Origin of the sequence: Pelagibius litoralis, from assembly GCF_011683915.1 — a bacterium.
GTDB lineage: Bacteria > Pseudomonadota > Alphaproteobacteria > Kiloniellales > Kiloniellaceae > Pelagibius > Pelagibius litoralis.
Map to the genome: position 1 here is coordinate 1 of NZ_JAAQPH010000048.1, position 15,007 is coordinate 15,007.

13 protein-coding genes are annotated in these 15,007 nt (G+C 61.4%); 9 read left to right on the forward strand and 4 right to left on the reverse strand.

What is annotated here, in order from left to right; genetic code table 11:
- Positions 1 to 340: 340 nt before the first annotated feature.
- Entirely contained in the window at positions 341 to 1,087 is a 747-nt protein-coding gene (locus tag HBA54_RS28275) for a sulfite exporter TauE/SafE family protein (RefSeq protein ID WP_167231982.1), read from the reverse strand.
- Complete coding sequence (locus tag HBA54_RS28280) at positions 1,084 to 1,830, reverse strand: GntR family transcriptional regulator (protein ID WP_205944972.1); 747 nt, start codon at positions 1,828 to 1,830, stop codon at positions 1,084 to 1,086. Before HBA54_RS28280 ends, HBA54_RS28275 begins: the two co-directional genes overlap by 4 nt.
- A 74-nt stretch (positions 1,831 to 1,904) precedes the next feature.
- On the opposite strand from HBA54_RS28280, the gene HBA54_RS28285 reads away from it, so the two are divergent.
- The 4 genes from HBA54_RS28285 to HBA54_RS28300 all read left to right on the forward strand — a co-directional run bounded on the left by HBA54_RS28285 (position 1,905) and on the right by HBA54_RS28300 (position 6,433).
- Positions 1,905 to 2,774 (forward strand): fumarylacetoacetate hydrolase family protein, encoded by an 870-nt coding sequence (locus tag HBA54_RS28285; protein WP_167231984.1) that lies wholly within the window; start codon positions 1,905 to 1,907, stop codon positions 2,772 to 2,774.
- A gap of 42 nt (positions 2,775 to 2,816) precedes the next feature.
- Positions 2,817 to 3,890 (forward strand): type 2 periplasmic-binding domain-containing protein, encoded by a 1,074-nt coding sequence (locus HBA54_RS28290; protein WP_167231987.1) that lies wholly within the window; start codon positions 2,817 to 2,819, stop codon positions 3,888 to 3,890.
- Positions 3,891 to 3,953: 63 nt separating this feature from the next.
- The gene (locus HBA54_RS28295; RefSeq protein WP_167231990.1) at positions 3,954 to 5,888 is read left to right on the forward strand and encodes a tripartite tricarboxylate transporter permease; all 1,935 of its coding nucleotides are present in this window, start codon (positions 3,954 to 3,956) and stop codon (positions 5,886 to 5,888) included.
- A gap of 26 nt (positions 5,889 to 5,914) precedes the next feature.
- The gene (locus tag HBA54_RS28300; RefSeq protein ID WP_167231993.1) at positions 5,915 to 6,433 is read left to right on the forward strand and encodes an OsmC family protein; all 519 of its coding nucleotides are present in this window, start codon (positions 5,915 to 5,917) and stop codon (positions 6,431 to 6,433) included.
- A 69-nt stretch (positions 6,434 to 6,502) separates the two neighbouring features.
- On the opposite strand, the gene HBA54_RS28305 is transcribed toward HBA54_RS28300, so the two are convergent.
- On the reverse strand, positions 6,503 to 7,741 hold the full coding sequence (locus HBA54_RS28305) for a M20 family metallo-hydrolase (protein ID WP_205944973.1): 1,239 nt from the start codon (positions 7,739 to 7,741) through the stop codon (positions 6,503 to 6,505).
- Positions 7,735 to 8,400 (reverse strand): DUF1028 domain-containing protein, encoded by a 666-nt coding sequence (locus tag HBA54_RS28310; RefSeq protein ID WP_167231996.1) that lies wholly within the window; start codon positions 8,398 to 8,400, stop codon positions 7,735 to 7,737. The genes HBA54_RS28305 and HBA54_RS28310 overlap by 7 nt, the downstream gene beginning before the upstream one ends.
- A 130-nt stretch (positions 8,401 to 8,530) precedes the next feature.
- On the opposite strand from HBA54_RS28310, the gene HBA54_RS28315 reads away from it, so the two are divergent.
- The 5 genes from HBA54_RS28315 (at position 8,531) to HBA54_RS28335 (ending at position 14,753) form a co-directional block, all read left to right on the forward strand.
- Entirely contained in the window at positions 8,531 to 10,093 is a 1,563-nt protein-coding gene (locus HBA54_RS28315) for an ABC transporter substrate-binding protein (RefSeq protein ID WP_167231999.1), read from the forward strand.
- An 87-nt stretch (positions 10,094 to 10,180) separates the two neighbouring features.
- Entirely contained in the window at positions 10,181 to 11,128 is a 948-nt protein-coding gene (locus HBA54_RS28320) for an ABC transporter permease (protein ID WP_167232002.1), read from the forward strand.
- Between the two features lie 10 nt (positions 11,129 to 11,138).
- On the forward strand, positions 11,139 to 13,010 hold the full coding sequence (locus HBA54_RS28325; RefSeq protein WP_167232006.1) for a dipeptide/oligopeptide/nickel ABC transporter permease/ATP-binding protein: 1,872 nt from the start codon (positions 11,139 to 11,141) through the stop codon (positions 13,008 to 13,010).
- Entirely contained in the window at positions 13,007 to 13,966 is a 960-nt protein-coding gene (locus tag HBA54_RS28330; protein ID WP_167232009.1) for an ABC transporter ATP-binding protein, read from the forward strand. Before HBA54_RS28325 ends, HBA54_RS28330 begins: the two co-directional genes overlap by 4 nt.
- Positions 13,938 to 14,753 carry a FadR/GntR family transcriptional regulator gene (locus tag HBA54_RS28335; protein WP_167232012.1) on the forward strand — a complete coding sequence of 272 codons (816 nt, stop codon included), beginning with the start codon at positions 13,938 to 13,940 and terminating at the stop codon, positions 14,751 to 14,753. Before HBA54_RS28330 ends, HBA54_RS28335 begins: the two co-directional genes overlap by 29 nt.
- The last annotated feature ends 254 nt before the right edge of the window (positions 14,754 to 15,007 follow it).

Genomic DNA, 15,007 nt, shown 5'->3' on the forward strand with positions numbered 1-15,007 from the left:
CTGGGCCTTCACCCTCACCGCCACCGCCTGCAATCTTGTGCGAATACCAAAGCTCCTGGCCCAAACATGAGACCAACGCTCCACCAAAGCGCCGATCACCCGGGATAGACCAGCACCCAAAACCACCCTCATAGGGGGCTGACCTCAAACCAAGGCCCAAAACCCTATACGTCAGACTTTTTCAGCAGCCTGCTAGGTGCCACACTCGGCGCGTCCTGGTCTCAGGCGGAGCGGAGAAAACGCCGGTCCTATGGGGAGCAATCCGGCTTCTCGAAACCACCGTCTTCATCACCGACGAAGCCACCGCCGGCGCGCTGCTTTCCCAGCATATCGCTCCCGCTTAGCGGAGCAGGAACGAAAGTGTCAGGCCGACGCCGAGCGTTGCAACAGCGATGCGCAGCGCCCGATCCGGCAGGCGCTTTGTCAACTTCGCCCCCAGGTATCCGCCCAGGATCCCACCTGTCAGGACGCACAGCACCGCAAGCCAATTGATCAGGCCGGACAGTGCCATAGGCGGGATGGCGACAGACTGTATACCGAAGGCAAAGAGGTTTTTGGCACCATTGACGCGGCCAAGACCCAGACCACCCGGCGCGGCGAGGACCGCCAGAAGCATGAATCCCATTCCGGCACCGAAGTAACCGCCGTAGAACCCGATCGCCACCAACATCACGCTGGTTGCGACCTTGAGCCGATCGCCCGGAAAGGCCCATTGCATCAGACTCGTCGTTTTTGGTCCAAATACAATCGCAGCAACCGAGATCAGGAGCAGCACGGGCACAACTGCGACAAAGGCAGCGTCGCTTGAGTTCACCATGACAAGCGAGCCGGCCAGCGCGGCACCGAGTGCAGGGATCATCTGGCGAACCAATGACCGGGCATCCGCCATGATCTCGCGGCGATACACCCAAACTGCGGGTAGCTGAGCAGGCCAAAGGGCGACGCTCTGTGTGATATTCGCCGCGACCGGAGGAACACCTGACGCAAGCAGCATCGGGAAGACGAAAAGCTTTGCGCCTCCTGCCGCGGCATTCACGATGCCACCGACAAAGCCAGCCATGACAAAGAGCGCTATTTCAGCGTTCATTCACTGGCGCGGCGCGCGTCGGCGGCTTCTTCGGCCAAACTCGTTGCCGTCAGGGCAAAATGCCTTTCGGTCAGTCGGCAGGCCAGCTCCGCGTCACGGGCCAGAACGGCTTCGACGATCGCAGAATGCTCGGTCGCGAGATCCCGCGAGCCCCGTCCGTGATAGATCGAGGCACGGCGATACCGTTCACAATGGTCGTGCAGGTTTGCGCGGACTCCCAACAGCCACTTTGATCCGCAGGCCGCGACCATCGCATTGTGGAATTCTGCGTTCGCGTTCTCCCAGGTGTCGGGCACAGCGCCCTGGGCAGTCGCCAATGCAGCATCTTCCTTGCGCATAATATAGCTGGCCGCGACAACACGCGCTTCCCAGGCGTCGTCGCCGCGGGCAATCGACAACCGCAGTGCCTCCTTCTCGATGGAACTGCGCGCCAGATTGAGATCCTCGAATTCCTTGTAGTCCAGCGGCGCGACGGCAAAACCCCGGTTGCCCTCGGTCAGGACCAGACCATCCATGCTCAGTTTCTGAAGGGCTTCGCGCAGGGGTGTGGGCCCGATCCCGTAAATGCTCTTGAGCTTTTCAATCCTGAGCCGCTCGCCCGGCGCGCGCGTGCTGCGGATAATGTCACGGCGCAGCGCACGGTACGCGGCTTCGACAAGGGTTCCGCCTTGCTCGGTGGCTTGGGTGCGGACGGCAAATGGGTTCACGGCTGACTCGTTAATCTGTTTTTGAAGATTGAGCAATCGTTTCCATATTTGACAGATTCATTTATATATGTTTTTTCATTTTATCGATAAAATATTCAGGTGTCGAGAATATGAAGCTAGTTACGTTCGAGACGGGTGGGCAAACCGCAGCCGGCTTCCTTGACGGTGATGAGGTTGTCGTCTGCGCTGAAGGCGAAGGGAGCCGTACGGCGGTACTCGATCTGATCGAAGCGGGAGAAACTGGCCTGGCGCGCTGGCTTTCGATGTCCGGGCGCCGCATCGCCGTCGCCGATGTGCAGCTCTTGGCACCGATCCCTACGCCGCGCCGCGATGTGTTCTGCGTAGGCAAGAACTACTACGCCCACGCCGCCGAGTTCCACTCAAGCGGCTTCGATTCGAGCGCAAGGGAACAGGTGCCCTTGCACCCCGTGATTTTCACGAAATCCACCACAAGCGTTTGCGGACCCGGCGATGTTGTGAAGGGCTCGCTCGATCCGACGAACACGGTCGACTATGAAGGTGAGCTGGGAGTCGTCATCGGCAAGCGGTGCTTCCAGGTCGCAAAGAAAAACGCATACGATCACGTCTTCGGTTACGTGATCTTGAACGACGTCACGTCGCGCCAGCTTCAGAAAGACCACAATCAATGGGTTGTCGGCAAAAGCATCGACACGTTCTGCCCGATGGGACCCTGGATCGCCACGGCCGATGAGGTCGGTGATGTTACCGCGCTTGAGCTCGTGACCGAAGTTAACGGCGAGGAACGTCAGCGCGTGAAGGTCGCTGATCTCATCTTCGATATTCCGACCTTGATCGAAACCATGTCGCGCACCATGACGCTTTTGCCAGGTGACATCATTGCGACAGGAACCCCGGTGGGTGTTGGAATCGGTTTCAAACCCCCGAAATATCTGGCCGAAGGAGACCAGATGCGCGTCAGCATTACCAATCTGGGGGTGCTTGAGAACACCATCGGCTGACGCCCGAGATGATCGGATAAATCTTTGGGAGGGAATTTACCAATGCGAAAACTCACGACAACAGCGGTTCTTGCCGCTCTGCTAGGGCTTGCCACGGCAGCCCATGCTCAGGACGGCGACTTCGCCGGCAAATCGATCGACGTGATCGTGCCATTCGGCCCGGGCGGCGCAACGTTTGTTTCGGCCAAGTTTCTTGAGCCGTATTTCGAGAAACACCTGCCGGGAAACCCTGAGATCAACGTCATCGACCGCCCGGGTGGTGGCTCGATCCTTGGCGCCAACTGGTTTGAACAGAACGCGAAATCTGACGGGACGACGATCCTTTTCACGACATCGTCCACCGCCAACCCGTTCGTTCTGGGACAGAAAGGCGTCGAATACCGTCTTGCCGATTATCGTGTGGCCTACAGTCACCCGTTCAGCGCGGTCGCCTATGTATCACCTTCGACCGGCGTAACCAGCGCCGCCGATATCAAGAACGCCAAGGCACCGCTCATCTATGGCGGAATTGCAGCAGCAGCTTCTGACCTTCCAGGGCTGCTGTCTTTTGAGGTTCTTGACCTCGACGTAAAATCGGTCCTTGGGTTCAATGGCCGTGGCCCTGTGCGCCTCGCTTTTGAGCAGGGAGAGGTGAACATCGACTACCAGTTCACGCCGGTCTATCTCACCCAGGTGGTGCCATCGGTTGAGGCAGGCAGCGCGGTGCCGTTGTGGACCGGTGGCTCAATGATGGACGGCGTTCTAAAGGGGCGGGATCCCATCGCACCTGAGCTGCCATCGGTCTATGAAGTCTACGAGAGTATGAACGGAAAGGCGCCATCCGGCATCGAGTGGGACGCTTTCCAGGGTGTCGCTTCTGTGACCTATGCCTATGGTCTTACAGGCTACATGCACCCCGACACACCGCAAGGGGTGCTGGATATCTTCGAGAAGGCGGTTACCGACATCAACGCCGACCCTGAATTCCAGGCCGAAAGCCAAAAGGTCACGAACGGAGCGCGCCTGAACGCAGGTCCGTCAACCGAAGCGGCCATCAAGGCAGCATTGTCGCCCCCCGCCGAAGTGAAAGAATACTTGCGTACCCTTCTGAGCAAAAAATTCGGCGTAAAGATGTAAGGTCGGGACGGGCCCGGATTTCGGGCCCGTCCTGCCTGAGGGCCGTTCGGTCGAGGGACCAATATGATCGAGAACGCGCTAACGGCGCTCGACGCTCTTACCGACCCTCTACGCTTGCTCGCGCTGTTCGCCGGCATGCTCGTTGGGATGGTGTTCGGAATGCTCCCCGGGCTTGGCGGTGTGGCGGCGGTTTCGATCCTCCTGCCGTTCGTTTATTACCTCGATGACTACTCCGGCCTTGCCATGCTGCTTGGCGCCGTTTCCGTGGTCTATACGTCAGACACAATTACTTCGGTCTTACTGGGAGCGCCCGGCTCCCCAGCTTCGGCGCCCACAGCAATCGAGGGACATGCCCTTGCCAAGCAGGGACAGGCTGCGCGCGCCTTGGGCGTGGGATTTCTTGCTTCCATGGTCGGCGGGCTCGTCGGTGCTGTGGTGCTTTTCGTGGCAATCCCGGTGGCCGGACCGATAGTGCTTCTGCTCTCTACGCCGGAACTGTTCATGTTCGCGCTGGTGGGTCTGTTCTTCGCCTCTTCGATGATTGGCAAGGATCTGGCCAAGGGGCTGGCGGCGGCCTGCCTGGGACTGCTGCTGGGGGTCGTCGGCCCGGCCCAGGCGGCGGCGGATTTCCGGTTTACCTTCGGACAGGTTTACCTGCTTGATGGTTTCTCTCTGACGATCGTAGCGCTTGGCCTTTTTGGTGTGGCCGAGGTGATCTCGATGTTGGCGGCGGGCGGCGGCATCAGCCACGAACGCATGACGGTCGGCAGTTGGGGTGTGGGGTTCCGCGACTTCTGGCGCCACAAATGGCTGGTGCTGCGCGCATCGTTGATTGGCGTGCTGGGTGGCTTCGTTCCGGCGGTTGGCGCCTCCGCCTCGACATGGGTCGCCTACGGCCACTCGATCCGCTCGACGAAGGATAAGTCGAAATTCGGCAGGGGCGAGATTCGCGGCATCGCCGCGTCCGAAGGCGCCAACAACGCGACTGTTATTTCGGATCTCGTGCCCACGCTCCTGTTCAGTGTCCCCGGCGGGCCGGCAGCGGCAATCTTCCTCGGGGCGCTCTTTTCTTTTGGCTACTATCCCGGCCCGCGAATGATCAGCCAGCATCCCGACCTCATGTTCCTGATCGTGTGGTCGGTGGCGCTCACCTCGGTTGTCGGCGCGGCGGCATGCTTTGCGATCTCCCCCTGGCTCGCACGGCTGACAAGGATCCCGTTCGCCATCATTGCGGCGCCACTGATTCTGATCATGGTGATCGGGGCTTATCAGTCGACCTCGACGATGGGCGATATTTTCATGCTGTTCACGCTCGGTGCGCTCGGATGGCTGATGAAGCATGGCGGCTGGCCGCGCGCGCCGGCGCTTGTGGGTTTCGTGCTCTCCGGACCGATGGAACAGTATTTCTGGCTGACCAACCAGATTCACGGCTGGTCGTGGCTCGCCCGGCCCGGCGTCTTGATTATCGGGTCGATCATCGTGATCCCGCTTTTGCTGTCAGCCTGGCGCTGGTTTCGGACACACCGGACACCGGGTGAGGAAGGGCCAGGTGACGAAGATGCGCCGCCACCGGACACCAGTCGAACAATCGCCCTTGTGCTCGCAGTCGTAGCAACTGCCGCATTCACGTATGCCTTATGGGAAATGTTCACCTTCAATCCTGCCTCGCGCCTGATGCCCGCCCTTGCGATCGTTCCCGGCCTGCCACTTGCACTTTGGTTGTTCTATCGCGGTCTGCGTGAATACAAACCTGACTTTGCGCATGACGCTGGCGAACTACAGATTTTGATTGCTCTCATTGTCTATGCCATCGCGGTCTGGATGATCGGGCTGAGCATCCCGACCATTGCGCTTCTGTGCTGGATGCTGTTCATGCGCGCGGGCATGCGGGTTTGGACAGGCGCCATCTATGGACTTGTCGTTTTTGCGGTCGTCCGGGTCCTTTTCGAGTTATTGCGCGGCGACGCCCCGGTTGGCGCGCTGCTTCCCATCAGTTGACAGAAAGGCACAGCCAGATGTCCCAAATGATTGACTCGGATATCATCGAACCCAGCATCGATCCGGCGACAAAGAAGATCGGAATACGCCACGTCAAGGCGACTAATGCGGCCGGGACGCGCACCAAAATCCAGGTGCGCGACTTCGATCCAGTTTATACCGATGAACCTTCGTCGCTGGGCGGCACGAATTCGGCGCCCAGTCCGCTGGAAACCGTATTGATCGCACTCGTTGGCTGTGATGGTGTGATCATCAACGGTGTTGCTCATGCGATGGGGTTTGACTACGCCGGCGTGGATTTTTCCTGCGAAAGCCAGATCGACGTGCGCGGACCCAAGGGGGTGCCGGGAATTCGGCCTTACTTCGAAAGTGGAAAGCTTGACATCACGGTTTACAGCGATGAGCCCGAAGCACGGTTCCAGAAACTCTGCAAGAATGTGGAGTTCCGATGCCCGGTCATGAACCTTTTGAATGCGGCTCAGGTCGATATGGAGGTGAACTGGCATCAGCGCCCCGCGACCGACTATAGCGGCGCTGTCGAGTGACGAACACTCGATCCGGATCACGATAGAATTCTGGCGACTGGGGCCGTTAACGTGTCAATGCCATTCGCCCTAATCTGAATCCAACATCTGAAGAAAAGCGGCGAGACATGCCGCCGAGGCCTGAGCGTCCGCCGCGGTGATCGCTTCGTCAGGATGGTGGCTGAGGCCATCGCGGCATCGCGTGAACAGCATCGCCACCGGACAGAGGTCGGCCATGGCCGAGGCGTCGTGGGTGGCGCCGGACATTATCCGATGCGGCCGGAAGTCATGGTGAGTCAACGACCGCACCAGTGTGCCTCTAAGCCAGGGGTCGCAGGGTACGGCTTTCTGCGCATAGGTCTTCGTCAGACGACAGCCCAGGGCTCTGCGCTTGCTGACGGCCTCCGCCCATTGCGTGAGGGCAGAGGCTGCGGCCTCGCGAATCAAATCGTCTGAAGCGCGCAATTCAATGGTGAATGCCGCCTTGCCGGGAATGGCGTTGGGCACGTTGGGCGACAGGGTCATCGATGCGACGATGCCGACCAGCCCGTCCATCGCCTGGCAGTAACCCTCCACCGCCAGCGCGATCTCTGCGGCACCTGCGAAAGCATCCCGACGCAGGTCCATCGGCGTCGTACCGGCGTGGGCGGCCTGGCCGGTCAGTTCCACCGTCCAGCGCTCGATACCGCAAATCGCGGTGACGATACCGACCGGCAAGCCGAGCGATTCGAGCAGGGGTCCCTGCTCTATGTGCACCTCGAGATACCCGATGAGATCGCCGGGGTTCCGCTTCGCCGCGGCAATGCTGTCCGGATCGCCCCCATGTTCCGACAGCGCCGCCGCAAGAGACACCCCGTCCTTGTCGGTCTTCTGTAGGTTGGCGTCATCGAAGGTTCCGGCCAGAACGCGCGGCCCCATAAGGGCCGTGGGAAAGCGGACCCCCTCCTCATCGGCGAAGGCGAGGATCTCGACCGAGTAGGGCAGCGTCTGCTCACGCAGGGATTCAAGCACCAGGATGGGCAGCGCAATGCCGAACATGCCGTCATACTTCCCACCATGGCTGATGGTATCCTGGTGAGAGCCGATCAGCAGCGTCTTGCTGCCGGGTGGGCCCGCTTTGCGCCCTACCAGGGTTCCGGCGGCATCGATGTGCACGTCCAATCCGGCCTGCTGCATCCATGTCGTAATGAGCTGGTTCGCGCGGCGATGCTCGTCGGTGAAGGGGCGTCGCGTGACGCCCGGGCCGCCTTCGGAGAACTGCGCAACCTCGTCGAGCCGCTGCATCAGGATCTCGCCGGTGTCGGCGGGTAAAGCGGGAAAAGTCAACATCGATAAGGGTCCTCCAGGGTCGGAACGATGTCGGTCCAGGCGGCATAGGGCTCGGTTGTCGCCAGGGCGTAGATCGCTTTCAGGCGGCCCAAGGGGTCTTCATCGTAGTCGACACGCAGATCGAGCGGCGCCCGGTTCGGATGCACGATTTGGATTGCAGCCGAGAGCGTGCCCCGGGAATCGCTGCCTGCCGCGATCCCGGCCGCAAGCGTTTCCAGAAGCCGCCGACCGAAGTCGTCGTGACCCGTCGCGCTGTCCAGGAAGCGCGCTTCCATCTCGTCGAGCACGGTTACACTCGACAGCCAGTTGCCGGCGATCACATAACCGCGGCCGTCGATCTGACCCTTGTGGTCTGTATTCAGGGGGCCTGTCCAAGCGGCCACGCCGCCGGAGCGATCCAGAACCGAAAGCTGCCGGTAGTCGCGGCCGCTGTCCTCTGCAGTCAGTTGAGCCACGGTGCCGCGCGCCGTGGCGCCGTTTGCGAGGTGTACCAGCGCATCGTCACCCCAGAGTGGACTCACGCTTAAGCCCTGGGTTGCCGCCGCCCCCGCCCTAGCCGATGCCCGCAACACCCAACCGCCGACCGCCAGGTTCCCCGTCGCGGCCGCACAGCCGATCGCGCCGCTTTTCTCGTCCATCGCAAGAATAGAGAAAGTCACTGTTCCGGATCCCATCGTTTTGCGGTGCCAGCGGTACCGCCGATCCTGGCTATTTATCATGATAAACTTGTAGCGACAAATTTATTATGATAAATAGCCCATACTCAATAAAAATACTCAGGAGGCGAACATGGGGTATCTATACAAATCCGTTTTCGGGCTTGGTCTAGCCGCCGTGGCGTTCGCAGCGCACACGGCAGCGGCTCAGACCCCACCCGGCGTTCTGGTGGTCGGACAAATCGCGGAGCCGAAATCCCTCGACCCTGCAGCCGTCACGGCAGTCAACGATTTCCGCATTCTGATGAACGTCTATGACGGTCTGGTCCGCTACAAAGACGGCACCCTGGAGGTCGAACCGGCCCTGGCGGAAAGCTGGACGATCAGCGAGGACGGGACGGAGTACGTCTTCGAGCTGCGCAGTGGTGTCAGCTTCCACGACGGCACGCCGTTCAATGCCGAAGCGGTCGAGTTCAACTTCGACCGCATGCTCGACGAGGCCCATCCCTCTCACGAGACCGGTCCTTTCCCCTTGGCCTTCTTCTTCTCGGCGGTGGAAGATGTCGAGGCCGTCGACGGAGACACCGTAAAGTTCAAACTGAATGCACCCTATGCGCCCTTCCTGTCGAACCTGGCCTACCCGACCGGGCTGATCGTCTCACCCGATGCCGTGCGCTCGAGCGGCAAGGAGTTCGGCCGCAACCCGGTCGGCACAGGCCCATTCAAGTTTGCCGAGTGGCAATCCAACGCCAAGGTCGTCGTCGCCCGCAACGATGAATACTGGGACGGCGCTCCGTCGCTTGAAGCTGTCGTGTTCCGGCCCATCACCGACGCCAACACCCGGGTCGCAGAGATGCTGTCCGGTGGCATCGACGTCATGGTCGAGATCCCGCCGGACTCTGTCGCTTCCTTCGACGGCAACGGCTTCACCCTGCTGGAGCAGGCGGGGCCGCATCTCTGGTTCCTGATCCTGAACGCGAAGGAAGGCCCCTTCGCCGATAAGCGGGTCCGTCAGGCGATCAACTATGCCATCGATAAAAAAACGCTGGTCGAGAATATCCTGCAGGGCACCGCAGAGGTCGCATCCAGCCCGACGCCGCCGGCCTTCTCCTGGGCTCACAATGAAGCGCTCCAGCCCTATCCCTACGATCCGGAAAAGGCCATGGCGCTGCTCAAAGAAGCGGGACACGAGGGCGCAGAACTGGTTTTCTACGTCACCGAAGGCGGGTCCGGCATGCTGGACCCGGTGCCGATGGGCACTGCTATTCAGGCCGACCTTGCGAAGATCGGCCTGTCGGTCAAGATCGAGACCTATGAATGGAACACCTTCCTTGGCAAGGTGAACCCGGGGCTCGAAGGCAAGGCGGATATGGCCCAAATGGCCTGGATGACGAACGATCCCGACACGTTGCCCTACTTGGCCCTGCGCACCGGGGCTTGGCCTGACGAGGGTGGTTTCAACTCGGGTTACTATTCCAACCCGAAGGTAGACGAGCTTCTGGAGGCGGCACGCAGCGCGACCGACCAGGCCGAACGGGCGAAGCTCTACCGGCAGATGCAGGAAATCGTGTATGACGATGCCCCTTGGGCCTTTATCGCCAACTGGAAGCAGAATGCCGCAACCTCCGAACAGGTCTCCGGCTTCAAGCTTCAGCCTTCCTTCTTCCTTCTTTTGAAGGAGGTCACGAAGGGCTAAGACGCGGGCCGATATGCGGCCGGGAGAAGGGGCGCCGAAGGCCTTCTCCCGGCCGCTGCCGCGGCTTCCTCCTGCTGGGAGTAACCCATGCACCTCTATGTCCTGAAGCGCCTGCTGGCGATCGTCCCGATCCTCATAGGATTGACCGTCATCGTCTTTGCCATCATGGCGCTGATTCCCGGCGATCCCGCGACGGCGATCCTCGGATCCTATGCCACGCCGGAGAATGTCGAGAAACTGAACCGCAGCCTCGGCCTCGATAAGTCCCTTATCGAGCAGTACTTCATCTGGCTCGGCAACATGCTGCAAGGCGATCTGGGGCGGTCCTACAGTTTGAACCGGCCGGTTCTGGACGAGGTGCTGGAGCGCTTCTCCGCCACCCTGATCCTGGCGGGCGCCGCCCTGCTGCTGTGCACCGTCTGGGGCCTGCTGATCGGGATCTGGACCGCCGCGCGGCAATACGGCTGGACCGACAAGATCCTGACCTTCATCGTCCTGATCGGTATCTCGATCCCGTCTTTCTGGCTCGGCCTGCTGTTGATCCTGTTTTTTTCGGTCCAGCTGCGGGTGCTGCCGGCCAGCGGCATGTTCGCAATCTACGGCGGCGGCGATCTGCCGGATCTGCTGCGCCATCTGATCCTGCCGGCCTTCACCCTTTCGGTCGTTGCCACCGGAGTGATTGCGCGCCTGACCCGCTCGGCCATGCTGGAAGTGCTGCGGCAGGACTTCGTACGCACCGCCCGCGCGAAAGGCGTCCCCGAATCGGGCGTTCTCTACCGCCACGCCTTCAAGGCGGCCCTGGTGTCGGTCATCCCGGTCATCGGCATTCAAGCCGGCTTCGTGCTGGGCGGCGCGGTCTATATCGAGACCGTGTTTCAGTGGCCGGGCGTCGGCCGGATGCTGGTTCAGGCCATCGCGACCCGGGACATTCTGTTGGTGCAGGGCGGCGTGGTGGTCGTAGCTGGAAGCTATGTTCTGTTCAATCTTCTGGCCGATCTCGCGCAGAGTTGGCTCGACCCGCGGGTCAAGACCTAGGGAATGCATCATGACCGCCCTTAAGCTCATCGCGCGGAACCACCTTGCGGCCTTTGGCGGAATCGTCCTGCTGCTGGTCGTCGCGATGGCGTTGCTGGTCCCCTTCCTGCCGATTGCAGATCCGGATCTGACCGACCCGGCCAACCGGCTGAAACGTCCCTTCACGGATGGCGCAGTGCTCGGCACCGATCATCTGGGCCGCGATCTCCTCGCCCGCCTTCTTTGGGGGACCCAGCTCAGCCTCGTTGTTGGCGCGGCGGCAGCGGTGATCGCCGCCGTCATCGGTTCGGCCATCGGCATTGTGGCCGGATACTTCGGCGGGCGAACCGACAGCCTGATCATGCGCGGCATCGATATGCTGATGGCCTTCCCCTACATCCTGCTGGCTCTCGCCATCGTTGCGGTCCTGGGCCCAGGGCTGATAAACGCACTCTACGCCGTTGCGGTCGTCAACATCCCCTTCTTCGCAAGGAACATCCGGGGCGTGACGGTCGCTCTTGCCCATCGCGAGTTCGTCGATGCCGCACGCCTGTCCGGAATGAACGACCGGCAGATCATCGTCTCGGAAATCCTGCCAAACGTCATGCCCGTGATCGTGATCGCGATGTCGACCACGGTCGGATGGATGATCCTGGAAACCGCCGGCCTGTCCTTCCTCGGCCTGGGGTCGCAGCCACCGCAAGCCGACCTCGGCTCCATGCTGGGCGAGGGGCGCAAGCTTCTGATAACCGCTCCACATGCATCCATCGTGCCCGGCGTCATGATCTTTGTCATCGTCATGAGCGTGAACCTTCTTGGCGATGGCATCCGGGATGCCCTCGATCCCCGGCTCCGTTCGGGCGCCCTCTCCCGGCCGGCCGCCGCAACGCGCGTCGACCGCACCAACAACCCGCCGGAGACCAGGAAAGTTGATGCGCTGTTGAAGGTTGAAGACCTTCACACGGAATTCCGGCTTGGCAGCCGAACCTATCGCGCCGTCGGCGGCGTCGACTTTGAGGTACGCGCGGGTGAGTGCCTCGGCATCGTCGGCGAATCCGGCTCCGGCAAGTCGGTGACCGCGCTGTCGCTTCTGGGCCTTGTCGCCTCGCCGCCGGGGGTGGTGACCGGTGGCGCGGTTCGTGTCGACGGCACGGATACCCTGTCCATGAACGGGGAGGCGCTGCGTCGGCTGCGCGGCGGACGGGTTGCCTATGTGTTCCAGGATCCGCTCGCGACGCTGCATCCGCTCTACAGAGTCGGCGACCAGATGGTCGAAGCCATCCGGTGTCACCGTTCGATGTCGAAGCAAGCAGCTTGGGATCATGCCGTCGCTCTTCTGGAACAGGTCCGCATCCCGAATGCGGCGTTTCGGGCCAAGGCCTATCCGCATGAGCTGTCCGGCGGCATGCGTCAGCGCGTCGGGATCGCGCTGGCGCTGGTAAACGACCCGGCCCTCGTCATCCTGGACGAGCCCACGACGGCGCTCGACGTCACGGTCCAGGCCCAGGTGCTGGCGTTGCTCAGCGATCTTCGCCGCGAACGCAACCTTGCCATGGTGTTCATCACCCATGACTTCGGCGTGGTCTCCCAGCTGTGCGATCGGGTCGCCGTGATGTACGCCGGACGGATCGTCGAAACGGGACCGACGGATGATGTGTTGAAGACCCCCAGCCACCCCTACACGAAGCGCCTGATCGCCTGCGTTCTCGAACTCGGCGGTGGCCGACGTGTCCTGTCTGCAATCCCCGGTCTGCCGCCACCTGTCGATGATCTTCCCGCCGGCTGCGCCTTCGCCCCCCGTTGCGACAAGGCAAACGATCAATGCCGGCGTGGCGATATCGTCCTTGGTGGCAACGGGATGCGTGCCGTGAGATGCCTCCAGCCCGAAGGCCTGCCGATATGACGTTAGCGCTGGAGGTTCGCAATCTTCGCAAGACCTTCGGCGGCGGGCGGACCCTGACCGGCCGCCCGCGTCCCGAAATACATGCCGTGCGGGACGTCAGCCTGTCGGCTCGCAAGGGCGAAACACTCGGAATCGTCGGGGAATCCGGCTGCGGAAAATCGACCCTGGCCCGGATGCTGGTGGGTCTGCTGAAGCAGACCAAGGGTGAGATCGTTATCGAGGGCAAAAACCTGTCGGATCAGGTCGGCGATCCGGCCGCATTCGGCCGGCTGATACAATACGTCTTTCAGGACCCAATCTCCTCTCTCAACCCGCGCAAGACGATCCGCGAGATCCTGGAAGCGCCGCTGATCCACCTGCTTGGTATGGACGAGAGCGCGCGCAAGGCGCGGATTACCGAACTGTTCGACGCGGTAAACCTGCGCGATGAGTTCCTGACCCGCTATCCGCATGAGTTCTCCGGTGGACAGGCGCAGCGGATCGGCATCGCGCGCGCCTTGGCGGCGTCGCCGAGAATCCTGGTTCTCGACGAGCCGGTGTCAGCGCTCGATGTCTCGGTTCAGGCCCAGGTTCTGAACCTGCTGGCTGATCTGCGCAAGGCAATGGATCTGACCTATCTCTTCATCAGCCACGACCTCGCCGTAGTCGAGGCGGTGAGCGACAGTGTCGCCGTTCTTTACTTCGGCCGGGTGGTAGAGGTCGGCCGCGCCGAATCGATCTTCAGCGCCCCCCGGCATCCCTACACGAGCCTGCTGGCGCGCAGCGCACCGATCGTCGGACGCGACCTGGCCCGCACGGAATCCCTGGCAGTCGAACTGCCCGACCCGCTGCGGCCACCGTCCGGCTGCGCCTTCGCAGCCCGCTGTCCAAGCGCAACGATGGTATGTCGTGACAAGGCCCCGGCAATAGAGGCATTCTCGCAAGATCATGAAGCAGCCTGTCACCATCCCCTTTGAGGGCAATTCCGCCCGATCCGACCGCAAGGGCGCGCGTGTTGGCGCAATCAAAGGGCGCAATCGTCCGCGCGCCGTCGCCGAAACGATCAAGGAATGGATCATCGCCAATGGCCTCATGCCCGGCGATAGGTTGCCGCAGGAACACCAGTTGATCGAACGGCTCGAGGTCAGCAAAGGGACGATCCGTGAAGCGCTGAAGGTCATGGAGGCGCAGGGCCTGATTCGAACGCGAACCGGACCCGGCGGCGGGGCCTTCATCACCGAGGTCAGCGCCGATCACGCCACAGCCCTGCTCGCCAATCATTTCTTCTTCAAAGAGGTTTCGATCGGGCATATCTACGAGCTCCGCATCGCACTGGAACCACAGCTTGTCCAGGAACTGGCCCCGCGGATCACGGACGCCCAGATCGCGGAACTGCGCGGCGTCATGAGCGCCTACACGGAACCACCGACCTCAATCGAAGAAGAACGACGCCAAAGGGTAGCAGAGCTCGAGTTTCATGAGGTATTGTCCCGCTACTCCAAAAACGCCGTACTGGGCTTTTTCTGCGGATTTCTGGCGCGGCTTCTGAAAGATCTCGCGGTCTGTAAACGCATCTATAACCAGCCAAATCCAGAACTGCGTGAACGCGGCGTTTCCTACCAGGCACAGCTCATAGAAGCGTTCGAAGCGCGCGATGCCGAGGCCGCTGGGGCCGTGATGGATGTGCATATGCGCGCAGCAAAGCGCATGATGCTGGAGCGCGAGGCGGAAATCGAAAAAGGGTTCCTCGACACAGACACCTAGAGCAGAACCGGGTTGGATGGAATCGCTGAAAGCGATCCATCAACCTGGTGAATCTGCTCTAGCAGGCTGCTGAAAAAGTCTGACGTATAGGGTTTTGGGCCTTGGTTTGAGGTCAGCCCCCTATGAGGGTGGTTTTGGGTGCTGGTCTATCCCGGGTGATCGGCGCTTTGGTGGAGCGTTGGTCTCATGTTTGGGCCAGGAGCTTTGGTATTCGCACAAGATTGCAGGCGGTGGCGGTGAGGGTGAAGGCCCAG

Bases quoted from the DNA above. Each gene is read 5' to 3' on its own strand.
- HBA54_RS28300 (WP_167231993.1), top strand. From the start codon at position 5,915: ATGATTGACTCGGATATCATCGAACCCAGCATCGATCCGGCGACAAAG.
- HBA54_RS28305 (WP_205944973.1), bottom strand. From the start codon at position 7,741: ATGTTGACTTTTCCCGCTTTACCCGCCGACACCGGCGAGATCCTGATG.
- HBA54_RS28295 (WP_167231990.1), top strand. From the start codon at position 3,954: ATGATCGAGAACGCGCTAACGGCGCTCGACGCTCTTACCGACCCTCTA.
- HBA54_RS28320 (WP_167232002.1), top strand. From the start codon at position 10,181: ATGCACCTCTATGTCCTGAAGCGCCTGCTGGCGATCGTCCCGATCCTC.
- HBA54_RS28330 (WP_167232009.1), top strand. From the start codon at position 13,007: ATGACGTTAGCGCTGGAGGTTCGCAATCTTCGCAAGACCTTCGGCGGC.
- HBA54_RS28335 (WP_167232012.1), top strand. From the start codon at position 13,938: ATGAAGCAGCCTGTCACCATCCCCTTTGAGGGCAATTCCGCCCGATCC.
- HBA54_RS28275 (WP_167231982.1), bottom strand. From the start codon at position 1,087: ATGAACGCTGAAATAGCGCTCTTTGTCATGGCTGGCTTTGTCGGTGGC.
- HBA54_RS28325 (WP_167232006.1), top strand. From the start codon at position 11,139: ATGACCGCCCTTAAGCTCATCGCGCGGAACCACCTTGCGGCCTTTGGC.
- HBA54_RS28285 (WP_167231984.1), top strand. From the start codon at position 1,905: ATGAAGCTAGTTACGTTCGAGACGGGTGGGCAAACCGCAGCCGGCTTC.
- HBA54_RS28315 (WP_167231999.1), top strand. From the start codon at position 8,531: ATGGGGTATCTATACAAATCCGTTTTCGGGCTTGGTCTAGCCGCCGTG.
- HBA54_RS28290 (WP_167231987.1), top strand. From the start codon at position 2,817: ATGCGAAAACTCACGACAACAGCGGTTCTTGCCGCTCTGCTAGGGCTT.